Source organism: Lactococcus petauri (assembly GCF_023499275.1).
Taxonomy (GTDB): Bacteria; Bacillota; Bacilli; order Lactobacillales; family Streptococcaceae; genus Lactococcus; species Lactococcus petauri.
In genome coordinates this window covers 1,374,064-1,392,709 of sequence record NZ_CP094882.1, presented here as the reverse complement: position 1 = coordinate 1,392,709, position 18,646 = coordinate 1,374,064, and the positions used below count along the sequence as shown (strand labels likewise).

Below are 18,646 nucleotides of genomic sequence, written 5' to 3'. Positions count from 1 at the left end.
AAGGATGGGAATTAATGGAATACTACCAAAATTTTATAAAAAATGAAAAACTTAGAAGATGGGTCGTTTTGGCGTTTCTCATTGCTGTACTCTATTTTGTACGAAGCATTCTCCCACTGATGCTCTTGACTTTCGTCTTCAGCTACCTCGCCTATCGTTTTGTCAGCTTTATCGAGCGAAAAATTAAACTTCCTGGTAAAATAAGTGGTTTTATCCTATATGGTGTCATTCTTTTTTTAATCTACTTAGGCATTACGGAATATATTCCCGTATTGGTCAATCAGCTCACGCACCTCATCAATGCAGTAAGTAAGTTTTACCAGAACAACAGCAATGGCGAGAGTGCGCTGATGGATTCGATATATAATCTTTTTAAAGAATACAACTTGGCAGATAAACTGCAAAGCAGTTTGGGGACTTTGGTTGATTATGTAACCAGCTTTGGGAAAGGGTTACTCATTGTCGTTTTCGCCTTCTTAATGAGTTTCTTCTTCACTATTGATCGTAAAGAAACCAATAAATTCTCAGCTCTTTTCTTGGAAAGTGACTTTGCTTGGTTCTTTGAAGACGTCTATTATCTGGCAAGCAAATTCTTTACAGGCTTTGGTGTTGTCTTGGAAACGCAATTTATTATTGCTCTCGTTAATACCGCTTTGACACTTATTGCGTTAAGCTTCATGGGCTTTCCAGAGTTATTGAGTTTGGGCGTAATGATTTTCTTACTGAGCCTTGTTCCCGTTGCTGGTGTACTTGTCTCTTGTATTCCTTTATCCATCATCGGTTATTCTATCGGCGGGATTAGGGATGTCATCTTTGTGTTACTGATGGTTGCTTTAATCCATGCTCTTGAGTCTTATGTCCTCAACCCGCATCTGATGGCCCATAAGACAAAACTGCCTATGTTTTACACTTTCGTGATTCTTTTCTTAGGAGAACATTTCTTCGGTGTTTGGGGCCTTATTGTGGGAATTCCAATCTTTAACTTTGCCCTAGATATTCTCGGTGTGAAGGAGATTCCCTTTAAAAAACTTAAAAAATAATCAAAAGTGAGCAAGAATTCCGGGCTCACTTTTAATCTGAAAAGGCAGAGCTATAAAAATAGCCAGTAAAATGTTATAATTACAATGCATACTTTTTCTCTTTTAGATGAAAAGAAGAAGATGAGGAATAAGAGAAGTAAACTTATTACTGATATTACTGATAAGAAAAGGATAAAAAATAAATGACACTACCTACAGTAGCCATTGTCGGCCGACCAAATGTCGGAAAATCGACGATTTTTAACCGTATTGCTGGAGAACGTATCTCGATTGTTGAAGATATTCCTGGAGTAACACGTGACCGTATTTATGCCACAGGCGAATGGTTGAACAAAAAATTCTCGCTTATTGATACCGGAGGGATTGAACTTTCGGATGAGCCCTTCATGACACAAATCCGTGCCCAAGCAGAGATAGCGATGGAAGAAGCGGATGTTATCGTAGCTGTTGTGGATGGAGAAACAGGAATTACTGATGCTGATGAACATGTAGCACAAATTCTCTACCGTACAGATAAACCAGTTATCCTCGTTGTCAATAAAGTAGATAACCCTGAGCGCCGAATGGAAATCTTCGACTTCTATTCACTTGGTCTGGGAGAACCTTATCCTGTATCTGCTGTACACGGCTTAGGGACAGGGGACGTTCTTGATGCAATCATTGAAAACCTGCCAACAGAAACAGAAGAAGAAAATCCAGATGTCATCAAATTTAGTTTGATTGGTCGTCCAAACGTTGGTAAATCAAGTTTGATTAACGCTATTCTCGGAGAAGATCGTGTCATTGCCAGCCCTGTCGCAGGTACGACACGTGATGCGATTGATACAAGCTTTACTGATGCAGAAGGCCAAGAGTTCCTCATGATTGATACAGCAGGGATGCGTAAATCTGGGAAAATCTACGAAAATACAGAAAAATATTCTGTAATGCGCGCTATGCGTGCTATTGATCGGAGCGATATTGTGCTTATGGTCATCAATGCAGAAGAGGGAATTCGTGAATACGATATGCGGATTGCTGGCTTCGCTCATGATGCAGGTAAGGGAATTCTTCTCGTAGTAAACAAGTGGGATACACTTGAAAAAGACAATTACACTATGAAAAAATTCGAAGACGATATTCGTTGGAAATTTAAATTCCTTGATTATGCACCGATTGTTTATGTTTCGGCTAAAACAGGTCAACGTCTTCATAAGCTTCCAGATATGATTAAGGAAATTCATCATTCACAAAACCTTCGTATTTCAAGTTCTGTCTTGAATGATGTTATTATGGATGCAGTAGCAATTAATCCAACACCGACAGATAAAGGGAAACGTTTGAAGATTTTCTATGCAACCCAAGTTGCTGTTAAACCACCAACATTTGTGGTCTTCGTTAATGAAGAGGAACTGATGCATTTCTCTTATATGCGCTTCTTAGAAAATCAAATCCGTAAAGCCTTTGTCTTTGAAGGTACACCAATTCATTTGATTGCACGTAAACGTAAATAATAAAAAGCTTGAAGTTAATCTTCAAGCTTTTTATTATAACTGGTTAGAATTTCAGACAGTTAGGCTCAATAACCCAGAATAATATGTGCCACTAAAGGTGCAAAAATCACGTACATAATCCCGGTTACACCAATCGCTAAAGCTCCCATGGCGCCTTGAACTTTTCCTAGTTCAATAGCAGTTCCTGTACCAACGGCATGTCCAGTGCCGCCGAGCACCACACCTTGGGCCACAGGGTCTTTAATTTTAAAAAGTTTCATCAATGGCACGCCAAGGACACTGGTCAAGATTCCGGTAGCCACGACCACGACAACCGTAATCGTTGTCACACCTTGCATTTTTTCTGTGATACCAATAGCCATCGCAGTAGTTACAGATTTTGGGAAAAGGGACAATGAAGCTAATTTTGATAAACCGAAAAATTTTAACAATAAGGCCGTAATAACTGTATTAATAAGAGCAGCAGCAGCGATACTGATTAAAATTGATCTTGCATGATGCTTCATGAGCTGGAAGGTTTTATACAAAGGAATACCTAAGGCAACAGTTGAAGGACCAATCAAGTCGTTTAGTATCGCGCCTCCTTTGTAATAATTCTCATAAGGTATTTTAGCTACAACCAAAATCAAAATAATAACGAGGGTTGCAAAAAGTAAGGGATTCGTCCAAGGCTTACGTATATTTTCATTGATACGTACACCAATAATAAATATTAAAATAGTAAGTGTTAAACCAAATAACGGGCTAGAAGTAATGGCATCCATCAGTTTACCTCTCTTTTATTTTTTAACAATTCTGGTTCGAGGTAATCTCCTTCATATTTGACTTTGATAAATTGAACCAAATGACCTAAAACAAAGACATTCACAATAAGAGCAAGAAGAACAATCAAAGCTATTTGCCACCAAAAATCGGAAATCAAGGACCATTTGGCCATGATTCCCACACCAGCAGGTAAAAATAAAATCGTCATGTTATTGATTAAGAAACTCCCAACCTCATCTACATCAGTGAATTTTAAAACTTTAAATTGCAACGCAAGGAATAAAAAAATCATTCCTAAAATACTCCCGGGAACAGGAAGATGCAAACTGTTTGACAGCGTATCTCCCACGAAAGAAAAACCAAAAATAATAAGTAACTGAAAATAAATTTTCATAAACATCTCCTATAAATTACACTCTTTTTATCATAGCCCTTTAATGCTAGATTTTCAAGAATTTTCAAAGAAATTTTATGTGCGAGTTAGGAAGTTTAAACGGTACACCCTGCGTAATCATGCCACTTGACAAACCGCAAAAATGTGCTATAATAGTCTTAAATAAAAAACTACTAGAAAGGAGCGTTCGTGAGGACGCTCCTTCTGTGTTGTTTTCTGAAAGGAGAAGAGATGTCAGAAACACTTGTAAAAACAGTAGAAGATTTCATCTTGCCTCACCTACCAGAAGAGTTTGAATTGATTGATGTTGAGTGGGAAAAACTTGGCGGAGATATGGTTTTGCGACTTTTGGTGGATAAGGCAGATGGCATTACGATTCAAGACACAGCCGATTTAAGTGAAATTCTTTCACCTTTGCTAGACACAATTTCGCCAGATCCATTTCCAACGGAAGGTTATATGCTTGAAGTTGCAAGCCCTGGTGCAGAACGTCCGCTTAAAAAAGCTGAACATTTTCAAAGTGCCATTGGTGAGTACATTCTTGTAAAACTTTATCAAAAAATTGAAGGCGAAAAAGAATTTGTTGGAGATTTGGTGAAGTTTGAGGACAACACCTTAACTGTAGAATATATGGATAAAGCCCGTAAGAAAACAGTTGAAATTCCAGCAGATAAGATTTCAAAAGCAACAACTTTAGTGAAGTTGTAAGAAATTCTAAATGCTCTGAGAGTAAGTCTCTCAACCGAAATAATAAAAAGAAAATATTTTCCAAAAAACTCAAGAAAGAGGAAAAAACAAAATGAGCAAGGAAATGCTTAACGCCTTTACAATGCTAGAAGAAGAAAAAGGCATTAAACAAGAGATTGTTATCGAAGCAATTGAGCAAGCAATCACAGCTGCTTACAAGCGCCAATATGGTCAAGCACAAAATGTGAAAGTTATTTTCGATGAGAAAAAAGGAAACTTCAATGTTTACTCAACACGTGAAATTGTGGATGAAGTCTTTGATAGCCGTCTTGAAATCTCACTTGAAGATGCCCAAGAATTAAACCCGCATTATGAAATTGGCGACAAAATCATGTTTGAAGAAAAACCAAAAGATTTTGCACGTACAGCAGCGGGAGCAGCTAAACAAGTTATCATGCAAAAAATGCGTGAAGAAGAACGTACAATCATTTACAATGAATACAGCCGTTATAAAGATGAAATCATCATGGGTACCGTTGAAAAAGTTGATGCGCGTGCAGTTTACGTTAACTTGGGCCGTGTGGATGCACTTTTGACAGCCAAAGATCGTATCAGTCAAGAAAATTATCACGTTGGTGACAAAGTGAAAGTTTATGTGACTGACGTACTTTTGACACCAAAAGGGACACGTGTCTTCATCAGCCGTACAGCGCCAGATATGCTTAAACGTATGTTTGAAAAAGAAATCCCTGAAGTTTACGATGGAACAGTAGAAATCAAATCTGTTGCGCGTGATGCAGGTGATCGTGCGAAAGTCATTGTCGAAAGTCATGATGAAAACGTCGATGCTATCGGTACAATGGTTGGTGCAAAAGGTGCACGTATTCAAGGTATTATCCGTGAGCTTGCTGGTGAAAAGATGGATATCATCGAATATAATGCCGACAAAGCAACCTTGATTGCCAACGCACTTAAACCAGCTCGTATCGAGCAAGTAGCTATCCGTGAAGACGGTTCAGCAATTGCAGTTGTTGCTCAAGATCAATTATCCTTAGCAATCGGTAAACGTGGACAAAATGTACGTCTTGCTGCACACGTTACAAACTGTAAGATTGATATCAAGTCCGAAGAAGATTTCCAAAAGGAAATGGCGGAGCTTGATGCACTTGTTGAAGAAGTAGATGAAATTGTAGAAGAAGTTGCTGAAACTGTTTCAGAAGAAGCAACAACTGAAGAATAGGCCTATGAAACAAAAAAAGACTCCCATGAGAAAGTCTGTAGTTTCTGGTGAGCAAATCGCTAAACGTGATCTTTTACGTATTGCTTTTAACAAAGAGGGGCAAATCTCCATTGACCCAACAGGTAAGGCACATGGCCGTGGTGCTTATATTGCCTTATCAAATGAAGAAGCACAGCTCGCTAAGAAGAGACATGTCTTTGATCGTACTTTCAGTACAAAAATCTCAGACGAATTTTATGACGAACTGATCAGTTATGTTGAACACCAAGTTGCACGCCGTGAATTAGCAGAAGCTACTTATTCGGCAGACTTGGCACCGGACTAAGACTAATATGAATAATACAAAAAAAGTATTGAATTTACTCGGTCTTGCTAAACGTGCAGGAAAAGTCATCACAGGTGAAGAACTTGTGGTTAAAGCCATTCAAAATGGCAAAGCCAGTTTAGTTTTTGTTGCCCATGATGCGTCAGAGAATTTGATCAAAAAAATCACCGATAAATCGAGTTACTATGAGGTAAGCGTCTTACAAACGTTCTCAGTAAATGAACTTTCAGTAGCAATTGGTGCTAATCGAAAAGTGTTAGCCATTGCTGATGATGGATTTGCAAAGAAAATGGAGAGCCTTATGACTAACTAAAAAATAAGGAGGACAACATTGTCTGATAAAAAACGAATTAATCAAATCGCAAAAGAAACAGGATTGAAAAATGCTGATCTTGTGTCAGCTGCACAAGAATTGGGCTTGGCTGTTAAAGCTCACTCAAGTTCAGTCACAGATGCTGAAGCAGAAAAAATCATTGCACGTGTGAAATCAGGAACTACTGCAACAGAAAAAACAGCTACTCCAGCAAAAGATACCCAGTCAAAAGCGAAAACATCAAAGAAAAAAGATGACGCGCCACGTACCTTTGCAGGAAAAGCAGTGGTTGAAGATCCTGCCATCTTGGCACGTATTAAAGCTAAAGAAGAAGCAGAAAAAGCCGCAAAGGTTGAAGCTGAAGTAAAGGCTGAACCAAAAGTGGAAGAAGTTAAAACAGTAAAACAAGAAAAAACAGCGCCAAAAGTAGAGAAGAAATCAGAAGCTCCAGCTCCAGCAGCGAAAAAGCAAGAAGAAAAAACTACTGAGCCAGTGAAAGAAGAACCTAAAAAAGCATTGGATAAAAAACCAAGGATTCAAATCAAAGTCGTAAAACGCGCAGAAGATATCAAAAAAGAAGCAGCGAAAAAAGATGCTGCTCGTCAAGAACGTCGTCAAAATGATCGCCGTAACAATGACAATCGTCGCGGTGGACAAGGTCGCAATCAAAATGACAATCGTCGCAATAATGATAACCAAAATCGTGGCGGCAATAAATTTGAGAGTAAACCCTCAACAGAAGTATTTACAGCACCTGCTACTTCCGGTAAAAACAATAACCGCCGTGATCGTGACCGCAAGAAAAACGAACACGACAAATCTTCAGATGGTCGTCGCCCAGGCGGACCATTGCGTGTAAATGATAACCGTAATCAAGTACGTAATGCACGTAACTCAAACTGGAATCAAAAAGGTCGCCGTGGAGGTAAAAACCAACAATCTGCCGCACCAGTATCTACTCGTAAATATCATGAATTACCAGAATCAGTGGAATATGCTGAAGGAATGAACGTTCAAGATATTGCAAAAGCAATCAAACGTGAACCAGCTGAGATCATCAAAAAACTTTTCATGATGGGAACAATGGTTAATCAAAACCAATCTCTTGATGAAGATACTTTGGAATTAATCCTTATGGATTATGGTATTACTCCAGTTAAAAAAGTGGAAGAAGACCAATCTGATATTGAACGTCTTTTCGTTGAAGAAGGTTACCTTAACGAAGAAAACATGGTAGAACGTCCAGCTGTTGTTACAATCATGGGTCACGTTGACCATGGTAAAACAACCTTGCTTGACCGTTTCCGTGAATCTCGTGTCACTGAAGGTGAAGCTGGTGGTATCACACAACATATCGGTGCTTATCAAATCAAAACTGGAGATAAGAAAATCACTTTCTTGGACACACCAGGACACGAAGCATTCACAAGCATGCGTGCACGTGGTGCCTCAGTAACCGATATTACAATCTTGGTTGTTGCTGCTGATGATGGTGTTATGCCACAAACGATTGAAGCTATCAATCACTCAAAAGCTGCTGGTGTACCAATCATCGTTGCCATTAACAAAATTGATAAACCAGGTGCAAACCCACAACGTGTAATTCAAGAATTAGCTGAACACGGTGTTATGTCACAAGCTTGGGGCGGTGAATCTGAATTTGTTGAAATCTCAGCTAAATTCAATCAAAATCTTGATGCTCTTTTGGAAACTGTTTTGCTGGTTGCTGAAATGCAAGAACTTAAAGCAGACCCAACTGTCCGTGCTATTGGTACAGTTGTTGAAGCACGTCTTGACCAAGGACGTGGTGCTATTGCAACACTCTTGGTACAACAAGGTACACTTCACGTTCAAGATCCAATCGTTGTTGGTAACACATATGGTCGTGTACGTACGATGACAAATGACTTGGGTCGTCGTATTAAAGAAGCTTTGCCATCAACACCAGTCGAATTGACAGGTCTCTCTGATGTGCCTCAAGCTGGTGATCATTTCGCCGTCTTTGAAGATGAAAAATCTGCACGTGCAGCTGGTGAAGAACGTGCCAAACGTGCCCAATTGATTAAACGTCAAAGCACACGTCGTGTAAGTCTTGATAACCTCTTTGATACACTTAAAGAAGGTCAAGTTAAAACAGTTAACATCATCATCAAGGCTGATGTACAAGGTACAGCTGAAGCGATGGCTGCTTCCTTACAAAAAATTGATGTTGAAGGTGTAAAAGTTGATATCGTTCACGCGGCAGTTGGTGCGATTAGTGAATCAGACGTTTCATTAGCAGCAGCTTCAAATGCGATTATCATCGGTTTCAATGTTCGTCCAACGGGACTTGCACGTGAGCAAGCGGAGCATGAAGATGTAGATATTCGTCTTCACAGCATCATCTATAAAGTTATCGAAGAAATCGAAACAGCCATGCGTGGTATGCTGGATCCAGAATACAAAGAAGAAATTATCGGTGAAGCGATTGTCCGTGAAACATTCAACGTTTCTAAAGTTGGTACAATTGCCGGATTTATGGTTATCCGTGGTAAAGTTCAACGTGATGCCAGCGTTCGAGTTATTCGTGACGGTGTAGTTATCCATGATGGAGCTATCGCTAGCTTGAAACATTACAAAGATGATGTTAAAGAAGTCGGTAATGCCCAAGAAGGTGGTTTGATGGTAGAAAACTACAACGACATTCTTGTTGACGATACATTTGAAGTTTATAAAATGGTTGAAATCAAGCGTTAAAATTTAAAATGTTTGAGGAAAAAATAAAAAAGGAGAATGATTATGGGCACTTCCTTCCGCAGTGACCGTGTGGCTGTCGAAATCCAACGTGAAATCAATGATATTTTGCGTCATAAGATTCGAGATCCCCGCGTTCAAGATGTGAATATTACAGATGTTCAAGTGACAGGTGATTTGAGTCAAGCAACAGTTTATTACAGCTTGCTGTCTAACCTTGCCAGTGACAATGAAAAAGCTAAAAAAGGTCTGGAAAAAGCTACAGGTCTTGTTAAACGTGAGTTAGCACAACGTATGACCATGTATCGTATCCCGGATTTGAAGTTTGCCAAAGATGAATCTGTCGAATATGGATCAAAAATCGATGAACTTCTCCGTAATTTGGATAAACCAGAATATTAATAAAAAAATAAGCACTCATCATTGAGGCTTATTTTTTTATATAGTCTGCAAAAATGAGGGGACTGTGCTATAATACTCATGGCAAAATGCTAAAAGTCACACTTGTATGTGCAAAGCAGGTTATTGTGTTAAAATCAAATTAAAAAGTATAATGAGGAAAAATATTATGGCAGAAAAAGAACATACTGGCATGGGATCCGTGATTGCAGCCCTTGGTGCCAATGTACTAGTGGCAATAAGTAAGTTTGTAGGTTATGCCTTAAGTGGTAGTGCGGCAATGCTCAACGAAAGCATACACAGTTTAGTTGACTGTGGAAATCAAGTTTTGTTGCTTTTTGGTGATAAGCGTGCCAAAAGAGCACAAAGCCAGGTCCATCCTTTTGGAGAAGCGCGTGCAAAATACTTTTTTAGCATGTTGGTCGCTACTTTCCTGTTTTTTGGTGGTGGCGTTATTGGTGTAATGGAGGCTTATGACAAGCTAGTCCACCCTGCTCATGAGGTCAATAATCCTTTGCTTCTGATTGCTATCTTACTCTTTGGCATGATTATAGAGGGCAGTTCACTTCGCGTTGCTTTTAAAGAAATTAAAGAGCTCAATACCGAAAAGTTACCCTTGTTTAGATTTTTGCATGAGAGCCGACACAGTGAGATTTTAGTTATCTTTGCGGAGGACTTCTGTGCCATTATTGGTTTAATTTTAGCCCTTGGAGGAACAGTTCTCACTTTTCTTACAGGAAACCCCATGTATGATGCTCTGTCCGGAATCTTGATTGGTTTATTGCTTATGGCAGCAGCAGTCTTTTTGGTGCGAGAGTTCTATAGTTTAATTGTTGGTGAAAGTGTCACTGCTTCAGATTTAGAAAAAATAACACGTAGCTTTATTCGTGAAACAGTTAAACAGTTGATTGATATCAAGACAATCCACATCGGTCCAACTGAAATTCTAATTGCGGCAAAGATTGATATTCCAGCAGAGTATGAAGCACACAGCTATGAAATTATTAATGCAATCGAAAAAGATATTCGAAAAGCACTGCCGGATAAAAAGTCTTACATATATATTGAAGTCGATGAATTTGATAATAATTATCAGCATTAAAGCGAGTAATTATCAATAAATTGGATACTAACGATTGCGTTTTTATAATTTATCTGATATATTATGTTTATGAAACAACACTGGATGGACAAAATTGCAGATAAATTATATATTGACGGTGTTCATCCATTGGTTATCTTGATGGTGTGGGAAATTGCCTTGATTGCAATTTTATTTGTGATTATTGCATTATTTGTTGCTGAAATACCGAATGTTTTATCTCATATAAATTTTAAATACTGACTGACACTAAAAAGCGATTTTTTGAAATGAAGATTGATACAAGATAAAAGAGCAAATCCTTAGAGGAAGCTTTTTTATTTTATAAAAATACAAAAAGATTGCTTGTACAGGAAAAATAAACCGCTTTTGTGCTATAATGAACGAAGTATTATTAAACAAATGAGGAGAAAAAATGTCAATAGAACCATTATTTTTAGATTCCGTATTGCAAGAAAAACTCTGGGGTGGTGATCACCTTAAATCTTTTGGCTATGAATTACCATCTGATAAAATCGGTGAATACTGGGCAATTTCAGCTCATCCACATGGTGTTTCAACAATTAAAAATGGAAAATTCGCTGGACAAAAATTAGACAAGGTATTTGACCAACACCGTGAGCTTTTCGGCAATACGAAAGAAGAAGTATTTCCTCTCTTAACAAAAATCTTGGACGCCAATGACTGGCTTTCAGTGCAAGTTCATCCAAATGATGAATACGGTATGAAGCATGAAGGCGAGCTTGGTAAAACAGAATGTTGGTATATCATTTCAGCAGAAGAAGGTTCTGAGATTATTTATGGACATAATGCAAAATCACGTGAAGAACTTTCAGAAATGATTAATTCGGGAGACTGGGATCACTTACTACGCAAAGTTAAAGTCAAAGCAGGTGATTTCTTCCATGTACCTGCAGGAACAATGCATGCAATTGGTGCGGGCATTGTTATTCTGGAAACGCAACAATCAAGCGACACAACTTACCGTGTATATGATTTCGATCGTAAGGATGACCAAGGCAATCTTCGTGAATTACACATACAACAATCAATTGATGTGCTTCACATACCAGGGAATCAAACACCAGAAAATAAAGTCCAAGTTGTTAAAGAAGAAAATGCAGACTTAACAACTTTGGTAAAATCAGAGTTCTTTGACGTTTATAAATGGTCAATTCACGGTACACAAGACTTTGAAGCTACAGCAGACTATATGCTCGTGTCTATTCTTGAAGGAAAAGGACAACTTACGGTGGCTGATAAAACGTATGCATTATCGAAAGGCGACCACTTCATCCTCCCTACAGGGATTGAGCAATGGCAACTTTCAGGTAATATGGAAATTATTGCTAGCAATCCAGTAGCACATTAAGCATAAAAAAAGCACCTCCTTAGGGTGTTTTTTTGTTTTAAAATTTATTAGTTTGGTCTTCAAATAAAGTGAGCCAAAAATGGCTCATTAAATTAATAGAATAGTATATAAAATTCAGTTTGACTTAAGATGAGCTTGTTAACCTTTTATTAATCAAATAAAAAGGCCTTTGATGAAAGGAGAGTAAAACTTTAAAAAGGAAACTGCAAGTAAAGTGTGCTGGATGAAGTGCTTCAGCGTTAGATTAAGAAAAGGAAAATCTTATGGAGAAGAAATTGAAAAAAGTTATAATTATGAGTATCTCAGGTTTAACTTTATTATCGGCATCAATGCCATCAGCCGTTAGTATAGTTCAAGCGAGTAATGTGAATGTAGAGCAAGAACCAGATTCAGAAGCGTTGGAGTTCACCTTCCACGAGTATCTCTTTCTCGAACAGTACCTATCCCATAGAGCTTATGAATAAAAATAAAGAGCGTGCTTATCACGTCTTTATATTTGTGGTGAATTTCTCTGTCTTGCTTTTATTTTCTGAATGGATAACACTTAGAGAGATTTTTCTTCTCTTCTTTGTCTCTATTCTCATACATGCTTTGGCAATCTATCATGCTAAAAAGAGACAAAAACTTAGAGCATTACATCGTGCAAAAAATAAAGAGAAAACACGGAAAAGATTTTAGTAAAAAGGTAATATACAAGGTGAAATGAAGCAAGTGATATCAAGATAAGGAGCTGGTTTTTGTTTGAGTTTCTTTTTTACTCAAAAAATATAGACTTGTCCAAAAGAGCCAGAAGAAATTTGAAATCGCTCTCTTTTAAGAATATAATCGAATTATAAGAACAATTAGAAAAGAGGGATTGAATATGCGTTATACAAACGGAAATTATGAAGCTTTTGTTCGACCAAGAAAACCACAAGAGGCTGATAAGAAGTCTGCCTATATTGTCGGAGCAGGTCTTGCAGGACTGGCTGCGGCTGTCTTTCTGATCAGAGATGGCCAAGTCCCAGGGAATCGTATTCATATTTTAGAAGAACTTTCTCTTTCAGGCGGCTCTTTAGACGGTTCCTTTATTCCACATGATGGCTTTGTGATTCGTGGAGGACGTGAAATGGAAAACCATTTTGAGTGTCTTTGGGATCTTTTTCATTCTATTCCAAGTCTGGAAGTTGAAAATGCTTCAGTTTTAGATGAATTTTACTATTTAGATAAGGATGATCCTAACTCTTCTAATTGTCGTATTATTGCGAATCGTGGTGAACGTGTTGCTGATGATGGACAATTTACCTTAAGTCGACAAGCTCAAGATGAAATCGTGAAGCTTTTCATGGCACAGGAAGAAAGTTTGGTAGGCAAAAAAATTGAAGATGTTTTCAGTGAAGAATTTTTTGAATCAAACTTTTGGCTTTACTGGTGCTCAATGTTTGCTTTTGAAAAATGGCACTCAGCGATTGAAATGCGACGCTACATTATGCGATTTATTCATCATATCAAGGGACTACCAGACTTCACAGCACTAAAATTTACAAAGTATAATCAATACGAATCTTTAGTAAAACCCTTGCTTGCCTTTTTGAAAGACCATGGTGTAATCTTCCAATATGAAGCACAAGTTGAAAATATTGAAGTAGATTTTTCGAACAACAAAAAAGTAGCTAAGAAAATTATATTTGCAGATGGAAAAGTACAAGACTTGACGGAAGATGACCTTGTTTTTGTGACGAATGGTTCAATTACTGAAAGTTCAACACAAGGAAGTCCAACAGAAGCAGCGCCAATTACAAAAGATTTAGGTGGCTCTTGGAAACTTTGGAAAAATCTGGCTGCGCAGTCACCCGAATTTGGGAAACCAAAAGTCTTTTATGACAACTTACCTGATGAAAGTTGGTTTGTATCGGCGACCGTGACTTGGAAGAATCTCAAAATTCAACCTTATTTTGAAAAACTAACTCATCGTGAATTACGTTCAGGTAAAGTTGTGACAGGCGGAATTATCACTATTAAGGATTCAAACTGGCTGATGAGTTTCACTACCCATCGTCAACCTCATTTTAAGGAACAAAAAGATGGTGAAACTGTGACATGGGTTTATGGTCTCTTGTCTAATACACCAGGGAACTATATTAAAAAACCAATTGAGAAATGTACCGGTGAGGAAATAACACAAGAGCTCCTTTATCATTTGGGTATGCCTGAAGCAGAAATAGAGGAATTTGTTAAAGAAAATACTAATACGATTCCAGTTTATATGCCCTTTATTACCTCTTACTTTATGTTACGTGAGCCAGGGGATCGTCCTCAAGTGATTCCGGAAAATTCTGTGAATCTTGCCTTTATTGGGAATTTTGCTGAGACAGAGAGAGATACGGTCTTCACAACCGAGTATTCGGTACGTACCGCGATGGAAGCTGTTTATCAATTTCTAAATGTAGAGCGTGGTGTCCCTGAAGTTTTTGCTTCGGCTTACGACTTGCGCACACTAGCTCGCTCGGTTTATTATCTTTCAGACAAAAAGAAATTGATGGAAATGGATTTGCCTCTTTTGAAAAAAGAATCTTTGAAATTTGGTTTGAAGAAGATAAAAGGTACCTATCTTGAAGATATCCTTAAAGATGCAGGACTACTTTAAAAGAAGTAAAAGTATATTTCTGTTTCAGTTTATTTTGACTTGAGCTCCTTTTAAGGAGCAAACAGTATAATACATTTATTCCAATAAAATTTTTTCATAAAACTCCTACTCTTCCATGTCATGTGGAAGAGTTTTTTAATTGTTGTTATAACAAACTACACATAAATTGGCATTTATGACAGAGGATATGGTATAATATATTTTGAAAATTGATAATTAACATTTGGAGAATTACTCAAGAGGCTGAAGAGGTACGCTTGGAAAGTGTATAGGTGGGTAAAACCGCGCATGGGTTCGAATCCCATATTCTCCTTTATAGGTTTTATGCCTCAATTGAATAAGTATAAAGAAAAAGCTTCCTTAAGGAAGCTTTTTTTAATGATCCCTGCCAGGTTCGAACTGGCGATTCAGACTTAGGAGGTCCGGGTTATATCCAATTTAACTAAGGGATCAAAAGACTCCGATATGGAGTCAATGATTAAATCTTATTTTTTATCAGCTTCAAAGACGATTCCTGCACTTTGGCGCATCATATAACTTGTTTCGGAAACATCTTGTGCCAACTGGTGCAAGTCTTTGTAGAGTGAGCGAGCAGCAGGAGTAGAAATAGTTTCAATGATTTCAGCAAAGTGGAGAGCTTCATCAAAGAGAGAATGTTTTGGTGGTGTAACCTTGATAACTTCCTTGCTTCCATCAAAACGAATAAATTTTGCAGAGGTTATAGCATTGACACCATCTAAAATCAAAGTGCCTTGATCTGTGTAGATTTCACTTGAGAGATAGCTTGTGAGGTTTCCTGCGCATTTGATTGCAACTTTGAAATCACCATAATCCAAGCTTCCAATACCAGAAATATCCACACCACTTGACAGAAGGACAGCATCGTAGCAAGCAGACTGTGGTTTATCAAACCAATAAACAGCTGCATAGAGGAGATAAACACCTAGATCTGCCAGGAGGCCACCAGAAAATTTACTGTTGAATTTATTGGGAAGTTTTCCAGCTAATAGTGCAGGCATTTTTGAAGAGTATTTTGAATAGGTAAAATCAGCCCCAACAACTTTTTTATCTGCTAAGAATAAATTGATGGTCTCAAAGGCTTGCTCATGGATGTTTCGGGCAGCCTCGAAAAAGAGAACGTCATTTTCATCCGCTAACTTGATAATTTCAGCTAATTCTTGTGGATTTGAAAACGCTGGTTTTTCAACGATGATATTGTTACCTGCTAAAATAGCAGCCTTCGCTTGTTCAAAATGAATAGCATTTGGGCTGGCAATATAGATGATATCCAAATCATGCTTGAAAAAATCATCTAAATCATCGTAAAGTTCGATATCGTCAAAGTCTTCTGTAAAAGATACTGCACTCTCAAGATTACGTGAGAAAACAGCCTCAAGACTATATTTTTTGGTGAGATGGGCAGCTTCGACAAAAGATCCACTAATCCACCCAGTACCGATAATTCCAAGTTTAAGCATCATACACCCCTTTTCTTATCAAAAATTTATTAAAACCATTATAGCAAATTTTTTGGTAAAACTCATTTAAAACTAATGCATGAGCTGTGAAAATAAAAGTCACTAAATTTTTTAAGTGATAAAAAAGATTGGTTTGAAATAGTTTTTAGAGCTGAAGCTGGTTCAGTTTTATGATAAAATAGGGAGAATAACATAATATCCCTAAGAAATTGAAGTTATAGTGGATACATAAAATATGGAGAAGTAATTTTGAAAAAACCATTGATTATCGGTGTAACAGGTGGCTCAGCAAGTGGGAAAACCAGCGTGTCTCAAGCAATTTTATCTATGTTTAAAGATGAAAATATTGCTATGATTGAACATGACAGTTACTATAAAGATCAATCACAATTGACATTTGAAGAACGTACAAAGACAAACTACGACCATCCATTGGCTTTTGATACAGACTACCTGATTGCCCAATTAAAAGAGTTGCAAAATGGTCGTGCTGTTGATATCCCAACCTATGATTATGCCAACCATACACGAAGTGAAAAAACTTACCGACAAGAACCTGTAGATGTCTTGATTGTAGAAGGAATCTTAGTTTTAGAAAACGAAAAGCTGCGTAACTTAATGGATATTAAGGTGTTCGTGGATACAGATGATGATGTACGCATTTTACGTCGTATTCGTCGTGATATTGAAGAACGTGGGCGTACTTTAGATTCTGTTATTACACAATATATGGATGCTGTAAAACCGATGTATCATCAATTTATTGAACCAACGAAACGATATGCGGATGTCATTATTCCAGAAGGCGTTTCAAATACTGTTGGGGTAGATATCTTAACTACAAAAATCGCCAGTATTTTGCATGGAGAGTAAGAAGCAATCGCAAGATTGTTTTTTTATTCGAAAAAAGAATGTACAGAAGAAACTCTTCTATCCATAATATTAAAAAAACGTTTACATAAGTGGGCATTTTTTGTGACATTGTGATATAATCATTATTGAAATTCTAAAAATAGTAAAAGGAAGTATTATGGAACTCTTTGAATCGCTCAAACAAAAAATTTCTGGCAAAGGCCTACAAATTGTCTTTCCTGAAGGAACAGATGCGCGTGTATTAGGCGCAGCTAACCGTCTGTACGCAGATAAATTGATTACCCCAGTATTTATTGGGAATATCTCTGAAGTAACAGGTACTTTAATCTCACGTGGGATTAATCCAGATGGTTTTCAAATCTACGATCCATTGAACTGTGAACGTTTTGAGAAAATGGTCGAAATTTTTGTTGAACGTCGTAAAGGTAAAGTAACAGAAGAGCAAGCGCGCGAAATCCTTAAAGATTCAAACTATTTTGGAACAATGCTTGTACATATGGGTATCGCTGATGGTATGGTTTCAGGTGCAGTTCATTCAACTGCGGACACTGTCCGTCCTGCCCTACAAATTATTAAAACTAAACCAGGTGTGAAATCCGTATCAGGTGCATTCATTATGGTTCGTGGCCGTGACGATAATGAAAAGTATATCTTTGCCGATTGTGCGATTAACATTGATCCAGATGCAAATACCTTGGCAGATATCGCCGTGGCTTCAGCGGAAACAGCAAAACTCTTTGATATTGATCCAAAAGTTGCAATGCTATCTTTCTCAACTAAGGGTTCAGGTAAATCAGATGATGTGACTAAAGTCGTTGAAGCAACAGCATTGGTCAAAGAAGAACATCCAGAGCTTGATATCGATGGCGAACTTCAATTTGATGCAGCGTTCTCTCCAGCAGTTGCCCGTCAAAAATCACCAGATAGCCCAGTGGCAGGACGTTCAAATGTATTTATCTTCCCAGATATCCAATCTGGTAATATTGGCTACAAAATTGCTCAACGTCTAGGAAACTTTGAAGCAATTGGTCCAATCTTGCAAGGACTGAACGCACCAATCTCTGATCTTTCTCGTGGAAGTAACGAAGAAGATGTTTATAAACTTGCTATTATTACAGCTGCTCAAGCACTTAAATAATATAGGAGTTTAAAAAATCATGACAAAATGTTATGGTTTTTTATTATCTTTGATTGTTTTTAATGTGTAGCGTTCATTCTACCTACAGTCAGATTGGAATGATGGACGAAAAACTTAAAAATTTTTTTGAGAGCTTTCCTTTTTGAATATCTGCACTACTTTAGTGTTAATTTAAGCTTATAGTTATAAAATACAGTCATCAAACCAACGGAGAAAAGATGAAACGAGCGAAAATTTGTGCCTTGATTGGGAGTGTTTTTACAACCCTTATTGCTGTATTAATGATGTTTGCCTTTATTCGATTCATAATTAACTGGGAAGAAAAAGATCTGGAAATGACTCTGACCATTGCAGGGCATAGTGGCCTTTTTCTATTGAAACTTTTTGCTTTAGTGTTTGTCATTGTTATGTCAATCATGATTGTAAATTGGGTCTCCTTTATTCGAATGGATCGACCAACAGGTGGAATATGGCAACTTTATCAGTTAGTTATTGGAAGTTTCTATATTTTAATTTCAATGCTAAATTTATACGTGATGGTAGTGGCTCTACCATTAGGGCTCTGTTTCGTTCTAGCCTTTATATTAGCGCGTATGGATAGTGTGTAAAAGAGTTTGCCTGTGCAAGCTCTTTTCTTTGTAGTCTACACCAAAAAGGCACAAAAATTT

General features: G+C 37.6%; 20 protein-coding genes and 2 tRNA genes. 18 read left to right on the top strand and 4 right to left on the bottom strand.

The genetic code is table 11. The annotated features are described in order from the left end of the window. Positions 1–14 precede the first annotated feature (14 nt). Positions 15–1,040 (top strand): AI-2E family transporter, encoded by a 1,026-nt coding sequence (locus tag lgb_RS06770; RefSeq protein WP_019293354.1) that lies wholly within the window; start codon positions 15–17, stop codon positions 1,038–1,040. A 182-nt stretch (positions 1,041–1,222) separates the two neighbouring features. Continuing rightward, the gene (gene der / locus lgb_RS06765) at positions 1,223–2,533 is read left to right on the top strand and encodes a ribosome biogenesis GTPase Der (RefSeq protein WP_004256153.1); all 1,311 of its coding nucleotides are present in this window, start codon (positions 1,223–1,225) and stop codon (positions 2,531–2,533) included. Between the two features lie 65 nt (positions 2,534–2,598). Here der and lgb_RS06760 read toward each other — a convergent pair whose 3' ends face one another. After that, positions 2,599–3,297, bottom strand: a complete 699-nt coding sequence (locus lgb_RS06760; protein ID WP_004256157.1) for an LrgB family protein — start codon at positions 3,295–3,297, stop codon at positions 2,599–2,601. Beyond that, a complete protein-coding gene (locus tag lgb_RS06755) occupies positions 3,297–3,692 on the bottom strand; it encodes a CidA/LrgA family protein (protein WP_019291799.1) in 396 nt (131 codons plus the stop codon). The genes lgb_RS06760 and lgb_RS06755 overlap by 1 nt, the downstream gene beginning before the upstream one ends. Positions 3,693–3,923: 231 nt before the next feature. On the opposite strand from lgb_RS06755, the gene rimP reads away from it, so the two are divergent. The 13 genes from rimP (at position 3,924) to lgb_RS06690 (ending at position 14,802) form a co-directional block, all read left to right on the top strand. Next, complete coding sequence (gene rimP, locus lgb_RS06750; RefSeq protein WP_019293047.1) at positions 3,924–4,400, top strand: ribosome maturation factor RimP; 477 nt, start codon at positions 3,924–3,926, stop codon at positions 4,398–4,400. Positions 4,401–4,491: 91 nt separating this feature from the next. Beyond that, positions 4,492–5,619, top strand: coding sequence for a transcription termination factor NusA (gene nusA / locus lgb_RS06745; RefSeq protein WP_004256172.1), 1,128 nt, complete (start codon positions 4,492–4,494; stop codon positions 5,617–5,619). 4 nt (positions 5,620–5,623) lie between these two features. Next, complete coding sequence (gene rnpM / locus lgb_RS06740; protein ID WP_004256176.1) at positions 5,624–5,944, top strand: RNase P modulator RnpM; 321 nt, start codon at positions 5,624–5,626, stop codon at positions 5,942–5,944. A 7-nt stretch (positions 5,945–5,951) separates the two neighbouring features. Next, positions 5,952–6,257 (top strand): YlxQ-related RNA-binding protein, encoded by a 306-nt coding sequence (locus lgb_RS06735; protein ID WP_004256177.1) that lies wholly within the window; start codon positions 5,952–5,954, stop codon positions 6,255–6,257. Positions 6,258–6,275: 18 nt separating this feature from the next. Next, positions 6,276–8,993 carry a translation initiation factor IF-2 gene (gene infB / locus lgb_RS06730; RefSeq protein WP_019293691.1) on the top strand — a complete coding sequence of 906 codons (2,718 nt, stop codon included), beginning with the start codon at positions 6,276–6,278 and terminating at the stop codon, positions 8,991–8,993. 42 nt (positions 8,994–9,035) lie between these two features. Further along, positions 9,036–9,392, top strand: a complete 357-nt coding sequence (rbfA, locus tag lgb_RS06725; RefSeq protein ID WP_003135548.1) for a 30S ribosome-binding factor RbfA — start codon at positions 9,036–9,038, stop codon at positions 9,390–9,392. 166 nt (positions 9,393–9,558) lie between these two features. After that, entirely contained in the window at positions 9,559–10,491 is a 933-nt protein-coding gene (locus lgb_RS06720) for a cation diffusion facilitator family transporter (RefSeq protein ID WP_019293690.1), read from the top strand. A gap of 69 nt (positions 10,492–10,560) precedes the next feature. Beyond that, on the top strand, positions 10,561–10,734 hold the full coding sequence (locus tag lgb_RS06715; RefSeq protein ID WP_153925191.1) for a hypothetical protein: 174 nt from the start codon (positions 10,561–10,563) through the stop codon (positions 10,732–10,734). Positions 10,735–10,906: 172 nt separating this feature from the next. After that, a complete protein-coding gene (gene manA / locus lgb_RS06710; RefSeq protein WP_019293689.1) occupies positions 10,907–11,863 on the top strand; it encodes a mannose-6-phosphate isomerase, class I in 957 nt (318 codons plus the stop codon). Positions 11,864–12,126: 263 nt separating this feature from the next. Next, positions 12,127–12,327, top strand: coding sequence for a hypothetical protein (locus tag lgb_RS06705; RefSeq protein WP_019293688.1), 201 nt, complete (start codon positions 12,127–12,129; stop codon positions 12,325–12,327). Then, a complete protein-coding gene (locus lgb_RS06700; RefSeq protein ID WP_019293687.1) occupies positions 12,320–12,541 on the top strand; it encodes a hypothetical protein in 222 nt (73 codons plus the stop codon). Before lgb_RS06705 ends, lgb_RS06700 begins: the two co-directional genes overlap by 8 nt. A 184-nt stretch (positions 12,542–12,725) precedes the next feature. After that, positions 12,726–14,489, top strand: a complete 1,764-nt coding sequence (locus lgb_RS06695; protein WP_019293686.1) for an oleate hydratase — start codon at positions 12,726–12,728, stop codon at positions 14,487–14,489. A gap of 225 nt (positions 14,490–14,714) precedes the next feature. Then, positions 14,715–14,802: transfer RNA gene (locus lgb_RS06690), tRNA-Ser, on the top strand. Positions 14,803–14,868: 66 nt separating this feature from the next. On the opposite strand, the gene lgb_RS06685 is transcribed toward lgb_RS06690, so the two are convergent. Next, a tRNA-Arg gene (locus lgb_RS06685) sits at positions 14,869–14,941 on the bottom strand. Between the two features lie 33 nt (positions 14,942–14,974). Next, complete coding sequence (locus tag lgb_RS06680; RefSeq protein ID WP_029345777.1) at positions 14,975–15,967, bottom strand: Gfo/Idh/MocA family protein; 993 nt, start codon at positions 15,965–15,967, stop codon at positions 14,975–14,977. Between the two features lie 249 nt (positions 15,968–16,216). Here lgb_RS06680 and udk point away from each other — a divergent pair, with 249 nt between their 5' ends. The 3 genes from udk to lgb_RS06665 all read left to right on the top strand — a co-directional run bounded on the left by udk (position 16,217) and on the right by lgb_RS06665 (position 18,586). Beyond that, entirely contained in the window at positions 16,217–16,840 is a 624-nt protein-coding gene (gene udk / locus lgb_RS06675) for a uridine kinase (protein WP_003135541.1), read from the top strand. 157 nt (positions 16,841–16,997) lie between these two features. Further along, positions 16,998–17,978, top strand: a complete 981-nt coding sequence (gene pta, locus lgb_RS06670; protein ID WP_004256194.1) for a phosphate acetyltransferase — start codon at positions 16,998–17,000, stop codon at positions 17,976–17,978. A gap of 218 nt (positions 17,979–18,196) precedes the next feature. Continuing rightward, positions 18,197–18,586, top strand: a complete 390-nt coding sequence (locus lgb_RS06665; RefSeq protein WP_004256197.1) for a hypothetical protein — start codon at positions 18,197–18,199, stop codon at positions 18,584–18,586. The last annotated feature ends 60 nt before the right edge of the window (positions 18,587–18,646 follow it).